This window comes from Candidatus Pantoea edessiphila (assembly GCF_002933345.1).
Classification (GTDB): domain Bacteria; phylum Pseudomonadota; class Gammaproteobacteria; order Enterobacterales; family Enterobacteriaceae; genus Pantoea_C.
This window is the reverse complement of the sequence record NZ_PDKR01000006.1, coordinates 1-18797: the sequence shown is the minus strand read 5'-3', so window position 1 is coordinate 18797 and position 18797 is coordinate 1. Positions and strand designations below refer to the sequence as shown.

The 18797-nt window shown below is 27.3% G+C and carries 15 protein-coding genes and 1 tRNA gene; 5 read left to right on the top strand and 11 right to left on the bottom strand.

What is annotated here, in order from left to right:
• Positions 1-8: 8 nt before the first annotated feature.
• From dnaN to dnaC, 4 genes are all read left to right on the top strand, one after another.
• On the top strand, positions 9-1106 hold the full coding sequence (dnaN, locus tag CRV09_RS03485) for a DNA polymerase III subunit beta (protein WP_136132748.1): 1098 nt from the start codon (positions 9-11) through the stop codon (positions 1104-1106).
• Between the two features lie 183 nt (positions 1107-1289).
• Complete coding sequence (gene gyrB, locus CRV09_RS03480) at positions 1290-3698, top strand: DNA topoisomerase (ATP-hydrolyzing) subunit B (RefSeq protein WP_136132747.1); 2409 nt, start codon at positions 1290-1292, stop codon at positions 3696-3698.
• A 319-nt stretch (positions 3699-4017) separates the two neighbouring features.
• Positions 4018-4554, top strand: coding sequence for a primosomal protein DnaT (dnaT, locus tag CRV09_RS03475; RefSeq protein WP_136132746.1), 537 nt, complete (start codon positions 4018-4020; stop codon positions 4552-4554).
• A 3-nt stretch (positions 4555-4557) separates the two neighbouring features.
• Positions 4558-5298, top strand: coding sequence for a replicative helicase loader DnaC (gene dnaC, locus CRV09_RS03470; RefSeq protein ID WP_136132745.1), 741 nt, complete (start codon positions 4558-4560; stop codon positions 5296-5298).
• A 16-nt stretch (positions 5299-5314) separates the two neighbouring features.
• On the opposite strand, the gene glmS is transcribed toward dnaC, so the two are convergent.
• From glmS to mnmG, 11 genes are all read right to left on the bottom strand, one after another.
• Positions 5315-7153: a glutamine--fructose-6-phosphate transaminase (isomerizing) gene (glmS, locus tag CRV09_RS03465; protein ID WP_136132744.1), complete on the bottom strand. Its 1839-nt coding sequence runs from the start codon at positions 7151-7153 to the stop codon at positions 5315-5317.
• A gap of 63 nt (positions 7154-7216) precedes the next feature.
• On the bottom strand, positions 7217-8587 hold the full coding sequence (gene glmU, locus CRV09_RS03460; RefSeq protein WP_136132743.1) for a bifunctional UDP-N-acetylglucosamine diphosphorylase/glucosamine-1-phosphate N-acetyltransferase GlmU: 1371 nt from the start codon (positions 8585-8587) through the stop codon (positions 7217-7219).
• A gap of 14 nt (positions 8588-8601) precedes the next feature.
• Positions 8602-9018 carry a F0F1 ATP synthase subunit epsilon gene (locus tag CRV09_RS03455; RefSeq protein ID WP_136132742.1) on the bottom strand — a complete coding sequence of 139 codons (417 nt, stop codon included), beginning with the start codon at positions 9016-9018 and terminating at the stop codon, positions 8602-8604.
• Positions 9019-9042: 24 nt separating this feature from the next.
• Positions 9043-10443: a F0F1 ATP synthase subunit beta gene (atpD, locus tag CRV09_RS03450; RefSeq protein WP_136132741.1), complete on the bottom strand. Its 1401-nt coding sequence runs from the start codon at positions 10441-10443 to the stop codon at positions 9043-9045.
• A gap of 30 nt (positions 10444-10473) precedes the next feature.
• Entirely contained in the window at positions 10474-11337 is an 864-nt protein-coding gene (gene atpG, locus CRV09_RS03445; protein WP_136132740.1) for a F0F1 ATP synthase subunit gamma, read from the bottom strand.
• 68 nt (positions 11338-11405) lie between these two features.
• On the bottom strand, positions 11406-12947 hold the full coding sequence (atpA, locus tag CRV09_RS03440) for a F0F1 ATP synthase subunit alpha (RefSeq protein ID WP_136132769.1): 1542 nt from the start codon (positions 12945-12947) through the stop codon (positions 11406-11408).
• 16 nt (positions 12948-12963) lie between these two features.
• Positions 12964-13497, bottom strand: coding sequence for a F0F1 ATP synthase subunit delta (locus CRV09_RS03435; RefSeq protein WP_136132739.1), 534 nt, complete (start codon positions 13495-13497; stop codon positions 12964-12966).
• An 18-nt stretch (positions 13498-13515) separates the two neighbouring features.
• Complete coding sequence (atpF, locus tag CRV09_RS03430; RefSeq protein WP_136132738.1) at positions 13516-13989, bottom strand: F0F1 ATP synthase subunit B; 474 nt, start codon at positions 13987-13989, stop codon at positions 13516-13518.
• Positions 13990-14172: 183 nt separating this feature from the next.
• Positions 14173-14415: a F0F1 ATP synthase subunit C gene (gene atpE, locus CRV09_RS03425; RefSeq protein ID WP_136132737.1), complete on the bottom strand. Its 243-nt coding sequence runs from the start codon at positions 14413-14415 to the stop codon at positions 14173-14175.
• Positions 14416-14450: 35 nt separating this feature from the next.
• Complete coding sequence (gene atpB / locus CRV09_RS03420; RefSeq protein WP_136132736.1) at positions 14451-15275, bottom strand: F0F1 ATP synthase subunit A; 825 nt, start codon at positions 15273-15275, stop codon at positions 14451-14453.
• Between the two features lie 846 nt (positions 15276-16121).
• Complete coding sequence (mnmG, locus tag CRV09_RS03415) at positions 16122-18026, bottom strand: tRNA uridine-5-carboxymethylaminomethyl(34) synthesis enzyme MnmG (RefSeq protein ID WP_136132735.1); 1905 nt, start codon at positions 18024-18026, stop codon at positions 16122-16124.
• A gap of 535 nt (positions 18027-18561) precedes the next feature.
• On the opposite strand from mnmG, the gene CRV09_RS03410 reads away from it, so the two are divergent.
• A tRNA-Glu gene (locus CRV09_RS03410) sits at positions 18562-18634 on the top strand.
• Positions 18635-18797 lie beyond the last annotated feature (163 nt).

Below are 18797 nucleotides of genomic sequence, written 5' to 3'. Positions count from 1 at the left end.
TGTATTTTATGAAAATAATTATTGAAAGAGAAAAATTAATTAAACCATTACAACAGATAAGTAGTCTAATAAGTAGTCGTCCAATAAAACCAATTATTGGAAATATATTAATAGAAGTAAACGATAAATTTCTATTTTTAACAGCAACTGATCTAGAAATAGAAATGGTTACTAGTATAGATATAAAATCGGATCAATTAGGATCTATTACAGTACCTGGACGAAAGTTTTTAGAGATATGTCGAAGTCTTCCTAAAGGATCTTTAATTAATATTGAATCAAAAAATAATCGTATGTTGATCAGTTCTGGTTGCAGTCGTTTTTCTTTATCTACATTATCGTCTGAAAATTTCCCAAATTTAGATGATTGGCATATTGAAGTAGAATTTAATTTATTACAAAGTAATTTAAAAAACTTAATTGAATTAACTAAATTTTCAATGGGATATCAAGATATACGTCATTACTTAAACGGAATAATGTTGGAGACAAGTGATAAAAAAATTCGTGCTGTAGCTACAGATGGTCATCGTTTAGCAACTTGTTTTATCAAAATTGATTATATATTACCAAATTATTCCGTAATAGTACCACGCAAGGGTGTAGTTGAATTAGCACGTTTATTAAACGGAGAAAACACAAATTTAAAAATACAAATTGGTTCTAATAATATTAGAGTTTATACAAAAGAAATTGTTTTTACATCTAGACTAATTGATGGTTCTTTTCCTGATTATAAAAAAGTATTAAAAAATAATTATGATAAATTCTTAGATATAGATTGTATTTTATTAAAACAAGCATTATCTCGATCAGCTATTATTTCTTGCGAAAAATTTAAAGGTGTTCGTTTAAATATTACTAAAAATCAATTAAAGATTACATCAAATAATTCTAATAATGAAGAATCAGAAGAAATATTAGAAATTGGTTATCATGGTGATGAATTAGAAATATGTTTTAATGTTTTCTATGTTATAGATATATTAAATGTATTAAAATGTGAGGAAGTACGCCTATCTTTTATTGATTCTATATCTAGAATTCATATTGAAGATATAAAAAATCCATTCGCTTCTTATATTGTAATGCCAATACGGATATAAATTCATGTTTTATCATAAATCTATAAATCAATGATTTAAGTTGAAGTCAATATTTCATATTTGATATAATTAACTTATTATATTAAAATAGGAAATTTATATGTTAACTATTATAATTAATATGATTTAAATGAATAAAGTAATCTAGTTATATCCATAATTAATTAATGAGAAATAATATTGATGTTAACTTCTTATAATTCTTCTAATATTAAAGTTCTTCGAGGGTTGGATGCAGTACGTAAACGTCCTGGTATGTATATTGGAAATACAGATGATGGAACTGGTTTGCATCACTTAGTATTTGAAATAGTTGATAATGCGATTGATGAATCGCTTGCTGGTTATTGTAATCAAATTGAAATAACTATATATAAAGATAATTCAATTTCTGTGAGAGATAATGGACGAGGTATTCCAACTGATATTCATGAAGAAGAAGGTGTTTCTGCTGCTGAAGTCATAATGACAGTATTACATGCTGGTGGTAAATTCGACAATGATTCTTATAAAGTATCAGGAGGTCTCCATGGTGTAGGAGTATCAGTAGTTAATGCTCTTTCACAAAAATTAGATTTAAAAATATATAGAGAAAATAAGATATATCAACAAACTTATTACTATGGTATTCCCCAATCTCCTTTAAATATTATTGGTAATACCAAAAAAAATGGAACTAAAATTCATTTTTGGCCTAACTATGAAATATTTACTAATATAATTAAATTTGATTATATTATTTTAGCAAAACGTTTACGTGAATTATCATTCTTAAATTCTGGTGTTTTAATCCGTTTAGAAGACCAGCGCGAAAATAAAAATAATGATTTCCAATATACTGGAGGAATTAAATCTTTCATTGAATATCTAAATAAAAATAAAAAACCTATACATCATAATATTTTCTATTTTGCTTCTCAAAAAGAAGATATAAATATAGAAATAGCCATGCAATGGAATGATGGTTTTAAAGAAAATATTTATTGTTTTACTAATAACATCCCACAGCAAGATGGAGGAACTCATCTTGCAGGATTTCGTACAGCAATGACACGTACATTAAATTCTTATATTGAAAAAGAAGGTTATAACAAGAAATATAAAGTTAATACTACAGGAGATGATGCACGTGAAGGTTTAACTGCAGTAGTTTCAATAAAAATTAATGATCCACAATTTTCTTCTCAAACCAAAGAAAAATTAGTTTCTTCTGAAGTTAAGTCTGCAGTAGAACAACAAATGAGTGAACAACTTTTAGAATATTTATTAGAAAAGCCTAATGATGCAAAAATAATAATTAGTAAAATAATAGATGCTGCACGTGCTCGAGAAGCTGCACGTCGTGTAAGAGAAATAACTCGTCGTAAAAGCATATTAGACCTAGTTGGATTACCGGGTAAACTGGCAGATTGTCAAGAAAATAATCCAGTATTATCAGAAATTTATCTTGTAGAAGGCGACTCAGCTGGTGGTTCAGCAAAGCAAGGCCGTAATCGTAAAAATCAAGCTATTTTACCTCTTAAAGGTAAAATTCTTAATATTGAAAAAGCAAAAATTGATAAAATGCTTTCTTCTCAGGAAGTAATAACATTAATAACTGCTTTAGGTTGTGGTATTGGACAAGATGAATACAATCCAGATAACCTTAGGTATCATAAAGTAATTATCATGACTGACGCTGATGTTGATGGTTCTCATATTAGAACTTTACTATTGACTTTTTTTTATCGTCAAATGCCTGAAATAATTAAACGTGGTCATATTTATATAGCACAACCTCCTCTTTATAAAGTGCAAAAAGGGAAAAAAGAATATTATATTAAAGACGAGATTGAAATGAATAAATATCAAATTGAAAATGCACTTGATGGCGCTTTGTTATATACAAATCATAATTCATTACCTATAAGAGGAAAAGATCTAGAAAAACTGGTTTCTAAATTTAATAAAATAAAACAGATGATAAAAAATATAGAATTTTTTTTACCTTATAGTTTATTAAATGCTCTAATTAATAACCAACATCCTATCGATTTAAGTAGTGAATCAAAAATTTATGAATGGCTAAATAGTTTAGTTATATATTTAAATAAATATGAGAATAATAATGCCACTTATACCTTAAAAATTCATAATAACCAAGAAAAAAAATCTTTTGATCCAATCATAAATATTTGTACTTATGGTGTTAATACGGAATATGTAATTGATTTTAGAATTTTTGATAACTTAGAATATAAGAAGATTTATGAATTAAATAATAGTTTTCGTGATCTTATACAACCAGGTGCTTATGTAAAACGTGGTGATCGTTCTCAATTAATTGATAATTTTGAACAAGCTATTAATTGGTTAGTTAATGAATCTAATAATAAAATATCAATACAACGTTATAAAGGTTTAGGAGAAATGAATCCTGAACAATTATGGAATACAACTATGAATCCAGATCGTCGTCGTATGTTACAAATAACTATTAAAGATGCTATCATTGCTGACAATTTATTCAAAACACTCATGGGTGATGCAGTTGAACCTAGACGTATATTTATTGAGAATAATGCTTTAAAAGTTAACAATATTGATATTTAATGTAAATTTAATATTTAAATGAATATACTAATGACTTTAAAATTACATAGATATTTGATTATAATGAATTTAAATATCTTTACTTATTATCTTTTTATAATAACAAAAAAAATTAGCTATATAAAATATTAAACTATTTTAAATACTAAATAAGTAATTACGATGTTTGATCCAATAAATTTTTAATGATTTTAAATCCTCCTAAACAATTTCAAAAAAATAAGAAATAAAGATATACGTTAGTTTTAATTTTATGTTTTTATAATTGTTTTAGGTATCGTTAAACTTACATATTTCTTAATTTATACCAGGTTTCTTAATGCCAACAAAAATTTTAAGTTCAACAATTATAAGTCTAAGTTCATTTTGTCAAAATCCAGTTAATTCTTTAAGAAAAAGTGAAAAAGGTATTTTAACTATTTTAAAGAACTATCATCCAGTTATGTATGCTATTACGCCGAAACGTTTAGCTGAATTATTAAATTTAGAAGCCATGTCAAAACAGAACAATAATATGTTGATAGATAATAATTTTAATAATTATAAGATTAATTCAGATATATATACACCAATCGGTAAATATGCTATGTACGATGGTTGGAAACCTGATAATGATTTCATACGTCAGGCTGCTATTTGGGGTATAACATTAAACAAGCCGGTCACAAGTGCTGAGTTGTCAATATTTATATCTTATTGGAATGCTGAAGGTAGTTTATTTCATCATGTTCAATGGCAACAAAAATTAGCACGTAGCTTACAAATTAGTCGTGCAAATAATTTTGATAAACAAAAAAACCATATTATACAACTAACAAACCAAAATCTTAATATTCCCGAAGGTTTTCGAGGATAATTAATGAAAAAAACACACGATATTTTAAATCGGTTAAAAAAAATAATACCAATAAATACTCAACCTAAATTTACTAAAGGTAAAGATCTCTTAGCATGGAATCAAGAACAAGGTCGTCTTAATTCAGCAACGATTGAACGTGAAAATAAGGCAATGAAAATGCAACGCATTATGTGTGATTCTGGAATTCGTGAATTACATATAAATTGTTCGTTCGATAACTATAATATAGAAAATGAAGGTCAACTAAAAGCTGTTAAATTAGCAAAACAATATTCTATTGAATTTGATAAAAGTATTGCTAGTTTTATATTTTCTGGTCGTCCTGGAACAGGAAAAAACCATCTGGCAGCAGCTATTAGTAACGATCTTATTTTACGTGGTAAAAGTGTATTAATTATGACAGTTGCTGATTTAATGTCTAGCATGAAAGCTACTTTCAATGAAAATAGTGATCTTACAGAAGAAAAGTTAATTAAAAATTTAAGTGATGTTGATTTGCTTGTTATAGATGAAATAGGAATACAAAGTGAATCTAAATACGAAAAGATAGTAATAAATCAAATAGTTGATAGAAGATCTTCATCTAAACGTCCAACTGGCATGCTATCTAATTTAGATCATGCTAGTATGAATTTGCTTCTAGGAGAAAGAGTTATGGATAGAATGCGCCTTGGCAAAAGCATATGGATATACTTTGATTGGGAAAGCTATCGTAGTCGTGTAAAAGGTAATGAATATTAATTATTTATAGATTAAGTTATTCAACAGTAACCGATTTAGCTAAGTTACGCGGTTGATCTATATTTCTGGATTTAATTAAAGCAACATAATAAGATAGTAATTGTAATGGTATAGTATAAAAAATAGGAGCAGTTATATTTTCTATATATGGTAATGAAATTATTTTCATATTACGATCTTTTTCTATGAAACCTGTATTATTATCAGTAAATATATATAATAAACCACCTCTTGTTTTTATTTCTTCAATATTACATTTTAGTTTGTTTATAAGTTCGTTGTTGGGAGCAATTACAATAACAGGCATTCTATTGTCAATTAAAGCTAATGGACCATGTTTTAATTCTCCAGCTGCATATGCTTCAGCATGAATATAGGAAATTTCTTTTAACTTTAACGCTCCTTCCATTGCTATTGGATAATGATCACCCCTACCTATAAATAAGGCATGATTTTTATCAAGAAAATCTTTAGCTACTAATTGTATCAGTTTATCTTTTTTAAGAACTTGTTCTATACGATGCGGTAATATTTGAATTGATTTAATAATATTATATTGAAGTTCTAAGTTCATTCCATTGAGACTACCTAATTTAGTTGCTAGCATTAATAATACTATTAGTTGGCTAGTAAAAGTTTTAGTAGAAGCTACTCCGATTTCAATCCCAGATTTAGTTATTAAATATAAATCTGATTCACGTACAATCGAAGAATACAATACGTTACATATTGCCAATGAACCTATAAAATTAAATTTTTTTGATAAACGTAATGCTGCTAAAGTATCAGCTGTTTCGCCTGATTGAGATAAAACAATTAATAAACTATTCCTATGTACTTGAAATTTACGATAACGAAATTCAGATGCAATCTCAACATCACATGGTATGCGAGCTAAAGATTCAAACCAATAGCGAGCAACCAGACCAGAATTATATGATGTACCACAAGCAACGACTTTAATATGCTCAATTTTTTTTAAAAAAGCTGAAATATTAACACCTAGTTCACTAAAATTTATTTCTTTATTATTACAGCGACCTTTTAAAGTATTTTTGATAGCTAATGGCTGATCATAAATTTCTTTTTGCATATAATGACTATAAATACCTTTATTATTTGTTATCTCACAATTTACATTTAAACTAATTTTATTTCGGTTTATAATCTTTCCCATGATATTAAAAATTTTAATTTTATCAGAATAAATTTCTGCAACATCACCTTCTTCTAAATGAATAAATTTATTAGATATTGATAAGAGAGCTAATTGATCTGAGGCAACAAAATTTTCTTCCTTACCACATCCAATAACTAAAGGATTGCCTTTCCTAACAGCTATAATTAGTGATGGATTACGACTATCCATAACTACTATACCAAAAGACCCAGTCATTTTGGGAATTGTTTGTAAAACAACTTCGAGTAGAGGTCTATCCTTTTGTTTTTGTCTAAAATGTAATAAGTGTGCTATTACTTCAGTATCAGTTTCAGAGGAAAAAACATATCCATAAGATATGAGTTGTTTACGTAATGCTTCATGATTTTCGATTATGCCGTTGTGTACAACAATTATATAATCAGATAAATGTGGATGTGCATTAATTTCTGAAGGAATACCGTGAGTAGCCCAACGCGTATGAGCCAATCCGATTAAACCAATTAAATTATCTTTTTCAACAGCTTCTTTTAATTTTTTAACGTTGCCTAAACAACGTAAACGTTTAATATGACCATATTTATCAACTATAGCTAAACCAGATGAATCATAACCACGATATTCTAGACACATTAAACCTTTTAATAAAATTTTTGTAATATCACGTTGTGATACTCCAGCTATAATTCCACACATAATTATATTTTTCTTAAACTGTTTAAATTCAATCAAAAACAACTTTAATCAAAAGAGAAAGTACTATTTTTTTAAAGGACGTTTCCAATTTTTTCTATGAATTTGTTCTTTACGATCGAATATTAATCCGGGATTTTTAATATCTTTTAAAACAGTTGTACCTGCAGCAATAGTAACATCTTCTGCTATAGTTACTGGAGCAACTAATTGTGTATCAGAACCAATAAAAACATTATTACCAATAATTGTTTTTAATTTATTGTTACCATCATAATTACAGGTTATAGTCCCGGCACCGATATTAACATTTGAACCAATGTCTGCATTTCCAAGATAAGATAAATGATTTGCTTTAGAATGATTACTTAAATACACCTCTTTTATTTCAACAAAATTACCTATACATACATTTTGAGCTAAATTAGCTTCAGTGCGAAGATGAGAGAAAGGTCCAATTTTGCATTTTTTATCTAAGTTTGAATTTTTAATAATAGAATAAGGATAAATATTACAATCATCGCCTATAAAACTATTTTTAATTAAACAACCAGAACCAATTCTTACTCTATTACCTAAAACTACAATTCCTTCAATAATAACATTAGTATCAATTTCAACATCAATACCACATATCAATGTACCTCTAAGATCAAAACGAATTGGATCATGTAAAGTCACACCTGAAAGTATTATTTTTTCAACTTGTTTAGCTTGATAAATACGTTCTAATTTAGCTAACTGTATACGATCATTTATTCCTTTGATTTCATTAATATCTTTCGGATATACAGATTTAATTAAGCAATTATCTTTATATGCAATTTTAATTATATCTGTAAGATAATATTCTTTTTGAATATTGTTATTATTAATTTTTTTTGACCAACGTTTTAAATCTCCTATATTGACAATTATAATACCAGTATTAATTTCCTTAATGCTAAGTTGTTGTGGGTTTGCATCTTCATGTTCAACTATTTCACTAATAGTTCCATTCTTTCGGATAATCCTACCATATCCATCTGGATTATCTGATATCGCTGTTAATAAACCTATACCATTTTTTGGCTTTACATTACATAAATGTTTCAAAGTTTCTGTAGAAATTAAAGGAATATCACCGTACAAAATTAAAACATCTTCTCTATCATTAAGATATGGAAAAACTTCCTTAATTGCATTACCAGTGCCTACTTGCTCTTTTTGTAGTATCCATGTTATTGAAGATTCATTATTTAATGTTTTTTTAATTAATTCACCTTTAAAACCATATACAATATAAATTTTGTGTTTATTAATACTCTTAGCCGTATCAATTATGTATTTTATAATAGGTTTGCCTGCTAATTTATGTAAAACTTTTGGATTATCGGAACGCATACGAGTTCCTTTACCTGCTGCAAGAATTACTATATTTGTTAAATGGTGACACATAATATTATTGTATTTTATTTTATTAATTTCTTAGTTAATTCAATTACACGCAACTTAGCAATAGCTTTTGATAACTCAATATACGCTTCGGAAGAATTAAAATTCTTATCTTTCAAATGTTTTTCTGCTTCTAATTTATCTTCTAACGCTTGTGATTCATCTAAATCATTACCTCTTATTGCAATATCAGCTAAAACTATACTATAATTTGGTTGAACTTCAAATATTCCTCCAGAAAGATAAATAAATTCTTCTTTTCCTTCCTTATTTACTATACGGATCATACCTGGTTTAATAGTTGTAAGTAATGGAGAATGTCCAGGAAAAATTCCTAATTCTCCTTCAAAACCTGATAATTGAATTTTTTGTACTAAACCAGAAAATAACTTTTTTTCTGAACTAACTACATCTAACCGATATGTCTTAACCATAATAAATACTCTTTTTTATTTGTTCTATTGAAGTGTTTTTGCTTTGTTTAAAGCTTCTTCAATTGTACCTACCATATAAAAAGCCTGTTCAGGTAAAGAATCAAATTCACCTTCTATTATACCTTTAAAACCACGGATAGTATCTTTTAAAAAAACATATTTTCCAGAAAAACCATTAAATATTTCAGCAACAAAGAAAGGTTGAGATAAAAATCTTTCAACTTTACGAGCACGTGATACTAATAATTTATCTTCTTCAGATAATTCATCCATACCTAATATAACTATTATATCTTTTAGTTCTTGATATCGTTGCAAGATAGATTTAACTCTGCTAGCTACAGAATAATGTTCTTGACCAACGAACAATGGATCTAATTGACGACTAGTAGAATCAAGAGGATCAACTGCTGGATAAATACCTAAAGAAGCAATTTGACGACTAAGAGTTATAGTTGAATCTAAATGAGCAAAAGTAGCTGCAGGAGCAGGATCTGTCAAATCATCTGCAGGAACATAAATTGCTTGTACTGAAGTAATTGAACCAGTGTTTGTAGAAGTAATACGTTCTTGGAATAATCCCATTTCTTCTGATAAAGTAGGTTGATATCCTACAGCGGAAGGCATACGACCTAATAATGCCGACACTTCTGTTCCAGCCAATATATAACGGTATATATTATCAATGAATAACAGTACATTACGTCCTTCATCACGAAATTTTTCAGCTACAGTAAGGCCAGTAAGTGCAACTCTTAAACGGTTGCCTGGTGGTTCATTCATTTGACCATAAATTAAAGATACCTTATCAATAACATTAGATGCAATCATTTCTTGATAAAAATCATTTCCTTCACGAGTACGCTCACCGACACCAGTAAATACAGAGTATCCAGAATGTTCAGCTGCAATATTACGTATTAATTCCATCATATTGACTGTCTTACCTACTCCAGCTCCTCCAAATAAACCAATTTTACCACCTTTTATGAAAGGACAGATAAGATCTATTACTTTAATACCAGTTTCTAATAGTTCTTGGGTGTTAGACTGATCTAAAAAGGAAGGTGCTGTTTTGTGAATAGAAGAAAATTCTGGAAGGCTTCCATCGTCTTGCTTAAACTCACCTTTCATATCGATCGGCTCTCCCAAGACATTCATAATGCGACCTAGAGTAGCTTGACCCACTGGAACTTGGATCTGTTTTTTTAAATCTACTGCAATTAAACCTCTTTTTAGACCATCAGAAGATCCCATTGCTATTGTACGAACTACACCACCACCTAATTGTTGTTGCACTTCTAATATTAGTCTAATATTGCCACTTTGCACTTCAAGAGCATTATATAATAAAGGAACTGTATCTTGGGTAAATTCTACATCGATAACAGCTCCAATGATCTGGATAATTTTTCCAGTTGCCATTTTAAATCCTCTATTTAACTATAGTTATTATTAAACTGCAGATGCTCCTGAAACAATTTCTATCAATTCTTGAGTAATATTGCTTTGTCTTTCTTTATTATATAATAAATTTAAATCATCAATTAAACTACTGCAATTATCAGTGGCAGCTTTCATGGCTATCATTCTAGCAGCTTGTTCACTAGCTAAATTTTCTAATACTGCTTGATAAAATTGTGATTTTATATACCTACATAAAATATTATCTAATAATACTTTTGAATTGGGTTCATATAAATAATCCCAATTTTTTGATTTTATTTCTTTATTGGCAATAGGTAATAATGGAATCAATTGATTGATTAATGGAATTTGTTTAATTGTACTATTAAATTTATTACTTACTACATATAATTTGTCAATACGATGTTCATTATATGCACGTAACATAATTTCTATTAATTCTATTAAATCAGATAAAGAAAAGTCTTCTCTTATTCCAGTAATTTGAGCAATAATATTACTACCTGTAGAGCTAAAAAATAAAACTCCTTTGGAACCTAAAATTGCAAGTTCGGTTTCTATTTTTTTTTCTGCAAATGATTCTATATTTGTAAGTAATTTTTTAAACAGATTTATATTCAAACCGCTGCATAGTCCCCTATCACTTGAAATAAGTAAATAACCTACTTTTTTAACTTCACGCTCTATTAAATATGGATGTTTATATTCTAAATTACCTGACGTGATATTGCTAACAATTTTAATTATCATATTATGATATGGACGGGTAGCTAATATACGTTCTTGAGTTTTTTTCATTTTCGACGCAGCAACCATTTCCATTGCTTTTGTTATTTTTTGTGTATTTTTAATACTTTCTATTTTACTATATATTTTTTTTATACTAGCCATTAATTTATTATAATATCCTATTTTATCTTAAATATAATTATTATTAATTTTAATAAATAAGCTAAAAATTACCATGATTGCGTTGTTTTAAATGTATCTAAAAGATTTTTTAATCCGTTATGAATATCTTCATTATAATTTCCAGTTTTATTAATTTCTTGCATTAAATCAGCATAATTTCGTTCAGAAAAATTTATTAATGCATTTTCAAATGAATGAATTTCTATAACTTCAACATTATCTAAATAATTATTTACAGCTGAAAATAATAATAAACTTTGATGTGCAATTGACATTGGTTTATATTGTTCTTGTTTAAGTAATTCAGTAATTTTTTGACCATATTTTAATTGTTTTTGTGTTATTTCATCTAAATCAGAAGTAAATTGAGAAAAAGCTGCAAGTTCACGATATTGAGCTAATGCTGTTCTAATACCAGAAGATAATTTCTTTATAATTTCAGTTTGTGCACAACTACCTACTCTTGATACTGAAATACCAGGATTAACAGCAGGACGAACGCCAGCATTAAATAAATTTGATTCTAAGAAAATTTGACCATCAGTGATTGAAATCACATTAGTTGGAACGAATGCGGAAACATCACCTGATTGCGTTTCAATTATAGGTAGAGCAGTTAAAGAACCAGTATGTCCTTTTATTTTACCATGTGTTATGCGTTCAACATAATCAGCAGTTACACGAGATGATCGCTCTAATAACCTTGAATGCAAATAAAATATATCTCCAGGAAATGCTTCTCTACCTGGTGGACGACGTAATAATAAAGAAATTTGTCTATAAGCTATAGCCTGCTTAGATAAATCATCATATACAATCAATGCATCTTCACCATGATCACGAAAATATTCAGCCATTGTACATCCAGCATAAGGAGCAAGATATTGTAATGTAGAAGATTCAGAAGAAGATGCCACCACAACTATAGTATTTTTCAACGCACAGTGTTCTTCTAGTTTATGCACAACATTAGAAATTGTTGACATTTTCTGACCTATTGCAACATAAACACACTTAATACCAGAATTAAGTTGGTTTATAATAGTATCAATAGCTATTGCAGTCTTACCAGTTTGGCGATCACCAATAATTAATTCACGTTGACCTCGACCAATTGGAATCATTGCATCAATAGATTTATAACCAGTTTGCATTGGTTGATCGACTGATTTACGATCTATAACTCCTGGTGCAATTACTTCAACACATGAAAATCCATCATTAATGATAGAACCTTTCCCATCAATTGGAACTCCTAACGTATTTACCACCCTACCTAATAAATTATGACCTACTGGTACTTCAAAAATGCGACCTGTACACCTAACTTTCATGCCTTCAGAAAGATCAGAACAAGATCCCATAACTACCGCACCAATACAGTCACGCTCTAAGTTTAGTGCTATAGCATAACGGCTATTAGGTAAAGCAATCATTTCTCCCTGCATTACGTTATTTAAACCATATAATTGTATAATACCATCACTTACGGAAATAATAATACCTTCTTCATGATATTGAGTTTTAACTTCAAATTGAGCAATACGCTTTTTTATTAATTCACTTATTTCTGTTGAGTTTAGTTGCATATATTTAGCCATACCATTATGATTGTAAAAATTTTGCTAAATTAGAGAGACGACCACTGACACTATCATTAATAACTAGGTCATCTAAATAAATAATAACACCAGAAATCAAAGAACGATCTATTTGATGCTTCAATATAATTTTGGATAATAAATATTTTTCTAATACATTTTTTATATCAGCTAACTGTTTGTTATTTAATTGCTTAGCGGAAATTATGTTAACTTCTTTAGTTTCTTCATAAGAATTGCGTAATTTAATAAATTCATTTAAAACAATGGGTAATATATGTAAACGTTTATTTTCAGACATTAATTTAATTAAATTTTTGGCCGGTTTATTTAATTTATTACCACATATTGTATTAAATATAGTGTACATATCTTGAGCTGCTAAGTTCCTAGGAAAGATTTTTTTAATTTCTTTATCAATAGCGATTTCTGCAATTAATTTTAACATTTGATACCAATGCTCAACATCGTTATTTTCAACAGAAAAATCAAAAATAGCTTTGGCATAAGGACGAGCTATTGTAATCAATTTAAACATCGATATTTCCTTATCCTATTACTTTAGTTCAGCTATTAATTTGTCTATAATATCTTTATTATTATCTTTATCAACAGAACGTTCGATTATTTTTTCGGCACCAGCTATTATTAATTTAGCTAATTTCATACGTAATTCTTCACAAACCAAATTACGTTTTAGATTAATCTCATTTTGAGCACTTTCTATGATACGAATACGTTCATGATTGGCTTCAATTTTAGCTTCTTCTAAAATTTGTATTCTGTGTTTATTAACTTCTGTGATGATAGATTTGGCTTCTTCTTTTGCTTTTTTAAGATAATTATCAGCATTAATTAGAGCTAAATCCACATCTTGTTTCTTATTATTAATAGATATTATACTTTTATCAATTTCCTTTTGTCTTGTTTCAATTGCAATAATAATTGGTGGCCATACATATTTCATGCAAAATAAGACAAAAAGAATAAATGATATAGTTTGACCAAGCATAGTTGCATTAATGTTCACTCTATTAAGCACCTCTAAATAACATTTATTCTATAGTGGGTATTTAACTAAGTTTAGACATATTAGATATCAATTAAGTTACAGAGTTACTATAAAGACCCTTATATAAAATTTAATAAAAAATAGTTAAGCATTAACCTAATGTTTTTTAAGTTTTATGTAGCAAGAGCAAAAATCAACTTTTTAAGTAGCAAGAGCAAAAATCAAATAAAGTGCTATTCCAATAGTGATCATTGGAACTGCATCAATCAATCCCATTACAATAAAGAACTGAGTACGGAGTACAGGTATTAAGTCAGGTTGACGTGCTGCTCCTTCTAAGAATTTACCTCCAAGAATACTAATACCAATGGCTGCTCCAATTGATGCTAATCCCATCATTAGTCCAGCAGATAAATAGATAAAATCTAAACTTGTTTTTCCCATGTTAATCCTCAAATTGTTACGAATGATAAATTTAATCACTGGTGTTCTTCAGATGCCATAGATAAATAGACAATTGTAAGAACCATAAAAATAAAAGCCTGTAATGAAATTATTAATATATGAAATATAGCCCATGGTAAACTAAGAGACCATTGTAACCACCATGGTAAAAAGCTATTTATAAGAATAAAAATCAATTCACTAGAATACATATTTCCGAATAATCTAAGACTCAAAGAAATAGGTTTAGCAAAAAGACCAACACCTTCTAAAATCATATTGATAGGAATAAATATTGGATTATTAAAAGGGTGTAAAGTTAGTTCTTTTACAAAACCTAATACGCCTTTTATTTTTAGACTATAAAATAAAATAAGTATAAATATACCAAGTGCCATGGCTGTAGTAACATTAATATCTGTAGAAGGTACTACACGTAGAGTATGTAAACCCATTAGATTACCGATGTAAGGTAATAAATCAATTGGAATTAAATCCATTAAATTCATTAAAAAACACCATACGAAAATTGTCAATGATAAAGGAGCAATAAGTTTGCTTTTACCATTATAAATATCAATGATATTTTTATTTACGAAAATAACAACTAATTCTACTAATGATTGTAACTTCCCAGGAACACCAGTTGTAACTTTTCTAGCCGTTCTATGAAATAGAAATAAAAATAACATACCTAATATTAAAGAAAAAAACATGGAATCAACATTTAATACCCAAAATTTTTTAGATATATTAACATCATTGGGATTTATTAGCTTAAAAGTACATAAATCTAACTGAAGATTTAGAAGATGATGACTTATATATTCCTGTGAATTAGGAATCTTATTTATAGCCATAGTGGCTTTTACACCTTATTTATGTTGTTGTTATTAGTTGTTGCTACATTTTTATATAATTTTATTTTTATGTAAAATCACGATAATGTCATTTATAAAAATAAAAATTTTAGAGTTATATAATTAATAAAAATGATAATTTTCATATTAAACCTAGTATACTAAATTAGTCTAATATTTTAGATTATTAAATATTTGAAATAATTAACATAACATTAAAATTATTTGATCAATCTTAATTAGATTATAAATAGTAAGAAAATAATTTATAATGAAAAACTAGCAATAAAAATATAACTTAGAAAAAACATAATATCCAAAGTTATCTAATAAAACTATACCATCATTTTTACGTTTTAAAAAAAAATTATTTTGAATGATAATATTAAAATATATTATTTATCATTTTTCTTCTAATTAAATTATAATAAATGTCAATAGATAATTTTAAAAAAGTATAAAAAATAAAAAATTCTCTCCTAAATATAATAATAAACCAACTCAAGCAAAATTCATATAAAAAACTATAATTTTATATTATATGAAAATATCAGTTATGTAATAACCTAAAATATTCGCTATATAAAATATATTTATAATATAAGCATCAAATTATTATCAGAGAAACTTAATAGTAGTACAACTAACTATATGATAATTTTTTTAAAAAACCAAATTATAAATTTATAATGTAGTTATGTTTTTACTTGTTGTGTTATAGTAATCATAATTTTAATATGACAATAAACGTTATCAATAAGTTATTTGATATCTATTAGATCAAAAATAATAAATTATTTAAAATAAATTAATTATAAGATTCAATAATAAAATATTACTTTTATCTCATTTTTTTAGATAATTTGTAGCACTTTTATATATCATATATTTTTTTAAGTATATCAACAAAATAGAAATTGTCGAAGGAGTTATACCAGAAATATTCATAGCTTCACTAATTGAAGTTGGTTTATAATGACTTAGTTTAACGATTGCTTCATTGGAAAGACCCTTTACTTGATAATAATCAATCTCTTTTGGAAGAAGTAAATTTAAATTCCTATATTGACGATTAATTTCTTCATTTTGTTTCGAAATATAGCCCTCATATTTTATTTGAGTTTCTACTTGTTCAGCTGCATTTTTATCCAATAAACCAGGGCCAAATATTTTAATTTTCATTAAATTAAAGTAATTTATTTCTGGACGACGTAATAATGTTTCAGCATTAGTTTGTTTAGTTATAGATCTATTAATTATAAGGTCTAAATCTCTAATAAACTCAGATTTAGGATTTATGTAAATATTTCTTAATCTTTGACGTTCTTGTTCAATTAATTCTAATTTTTTATTAAAAGATTTCCATCTTACATCATCAATTATACCTAAATCACGTCCTATTTTTGTTAAACGCAAATCAGCATTATCTTCACGTAAGATTAATCTATGTTCGGAACGAGAAGTAAACATTCGATAGGGTTCTTTTGTCCCAACTGTACAAAGGTCATTAACTAATACACCTATATAACACTGAGTACGACTAGGAACCCAACATTCTTTATTTAAAGACTTACGAGCAGCATTTATACCGGCTAATAACCCTTGTGCAGCTGCTTCTTCATATCCAGTAGTGCCGTTAATTTGACCAGCTAAAAATAAATTTTGAATGTTCTTATTTTCCATAGTTTGTTTCAAACCCGTAGGATCGAAGAAATCATATTCTATAGCATACCCAGGTCTTGTTATTTTTGCATTTTGCAAACCTTTAATAGATTTTATTATTTCTGTTTGTATATCGAAAGGAAGACTAGTAGAAATACCATTAGGATAAATTTCATTACTAGTTATGCCTTCAGGTTCAAGAAAAATATGATGTGAATCACGATCTGAAAACCTTACTACTTTGTCTTCAATTGATGGACAATAACGAGGACCAGTACTTTTTATTTTTCCATTGTACATTGGACTTTTATTTAAATTGTTTCTTATAATTTCATGAGTTTTCTCATTTGTACTAGTTATCCAACATGGTAACTGTTGGGGATGATCTAATATATTTCCCATAAATGAAAATACTGGCATAATATAATCACTGTATTGTGGAGTCAAAACATTAAAATCTATGGTACGTGCATCAATACGAGGTGGTGTACCAGTTTTCAACCTACCAACTCTTAATATTAAATCACGCAAACGATTAGCTAAAGGAATAGATGGTCTATCACCAGAACGACCACCTTCATAGTTAACTGATCCAATATGGATTTTTCCATTAAGAAAAGTTCCTACTGTTAATATAACAGTTTTTGCTTTAAACATTAAACCGGTGTTTGTAATAATACCAATAACGATATGATTTTTAATAATTAAATCATTTACTTCTTCTTGAAAAATAACTAAATTTGGTTGGTTTTTTAGTTCATTAAATAATATTTTTCGGTAAAGCAAACGATCAGCTTGAGCACGAGTAGCTCTGACAGCTGGACCTTTACTAGAATTTAATGTTCTAAATTGAATACCAGAATAGTCGATTACTTTAGCCATTAAACCACCTAAAGCATCTATTTCTTTTACCAAATGTCCTTTACCTATTCCACCAATTGCAGGATTACAAGACATCTGGCCGATTGTATCAATATTCTGTGTAATTAATAAAGTATTTTGACCTATTCGAGCAGATGCCATAGAAGCTTCTATTCCTGCATGACCTCCACCTATTACGATAACATCAAAATTATCTTGATAGGACATAAGCACCCCATAGTAATTGATTAATAATAACTATAAAATAAACTCATCATTTTATGAAAATGTTATTATTGAAACAAGTAAATAATTAATATTATTAAGGTTTAATTTAAAATTTAATGTTAATAAAATATATAATTATTAAAATATTATTGCTTAATATTACATTCACTAATAAAAGATTAAGACTAACCAACAAATAAATATTATTAGACATCATATAATAAATATTTTTTATTTAAACACATATTAAATTAAATTATAAAATAATTAAATCCATTCTATATTATTAGATAAATTAACTTAATAAGTTTTATAAAAATAATGTATTACGAACAACTTATTATAACATATAAAGAACAAGATACGACTGAATATCATTTTTATTACATTTATGAAAAATTAAAAAAATAATTTTTAATTAAAATATTATTAACCGAATAATTGTATTTTTTATTAAAAAATAAATACTTGATTATTTATATAATTATAAAGGATATTATTATTAAATAATAAGTACTATAATAGTTTTGACATTGTCCCCTTCGTCTAGAGGCCTAGTACATCGCCCTTTCACGGCGGCAACAGGGGTCCGAATCCCCTAGGGGACGCAATGCGCTAATGTAAATTAAAATTTGTAATAAAAAGTTCTTTAACAATCTAAAACAAGCTGAAAATATAAATATTGATACATTTTTATATTAAATGTTATTTGATTTTTATATACTCTCAACACTTACAATCTAGAAATGCTTGTGGGTTGTAAGGTTAAGT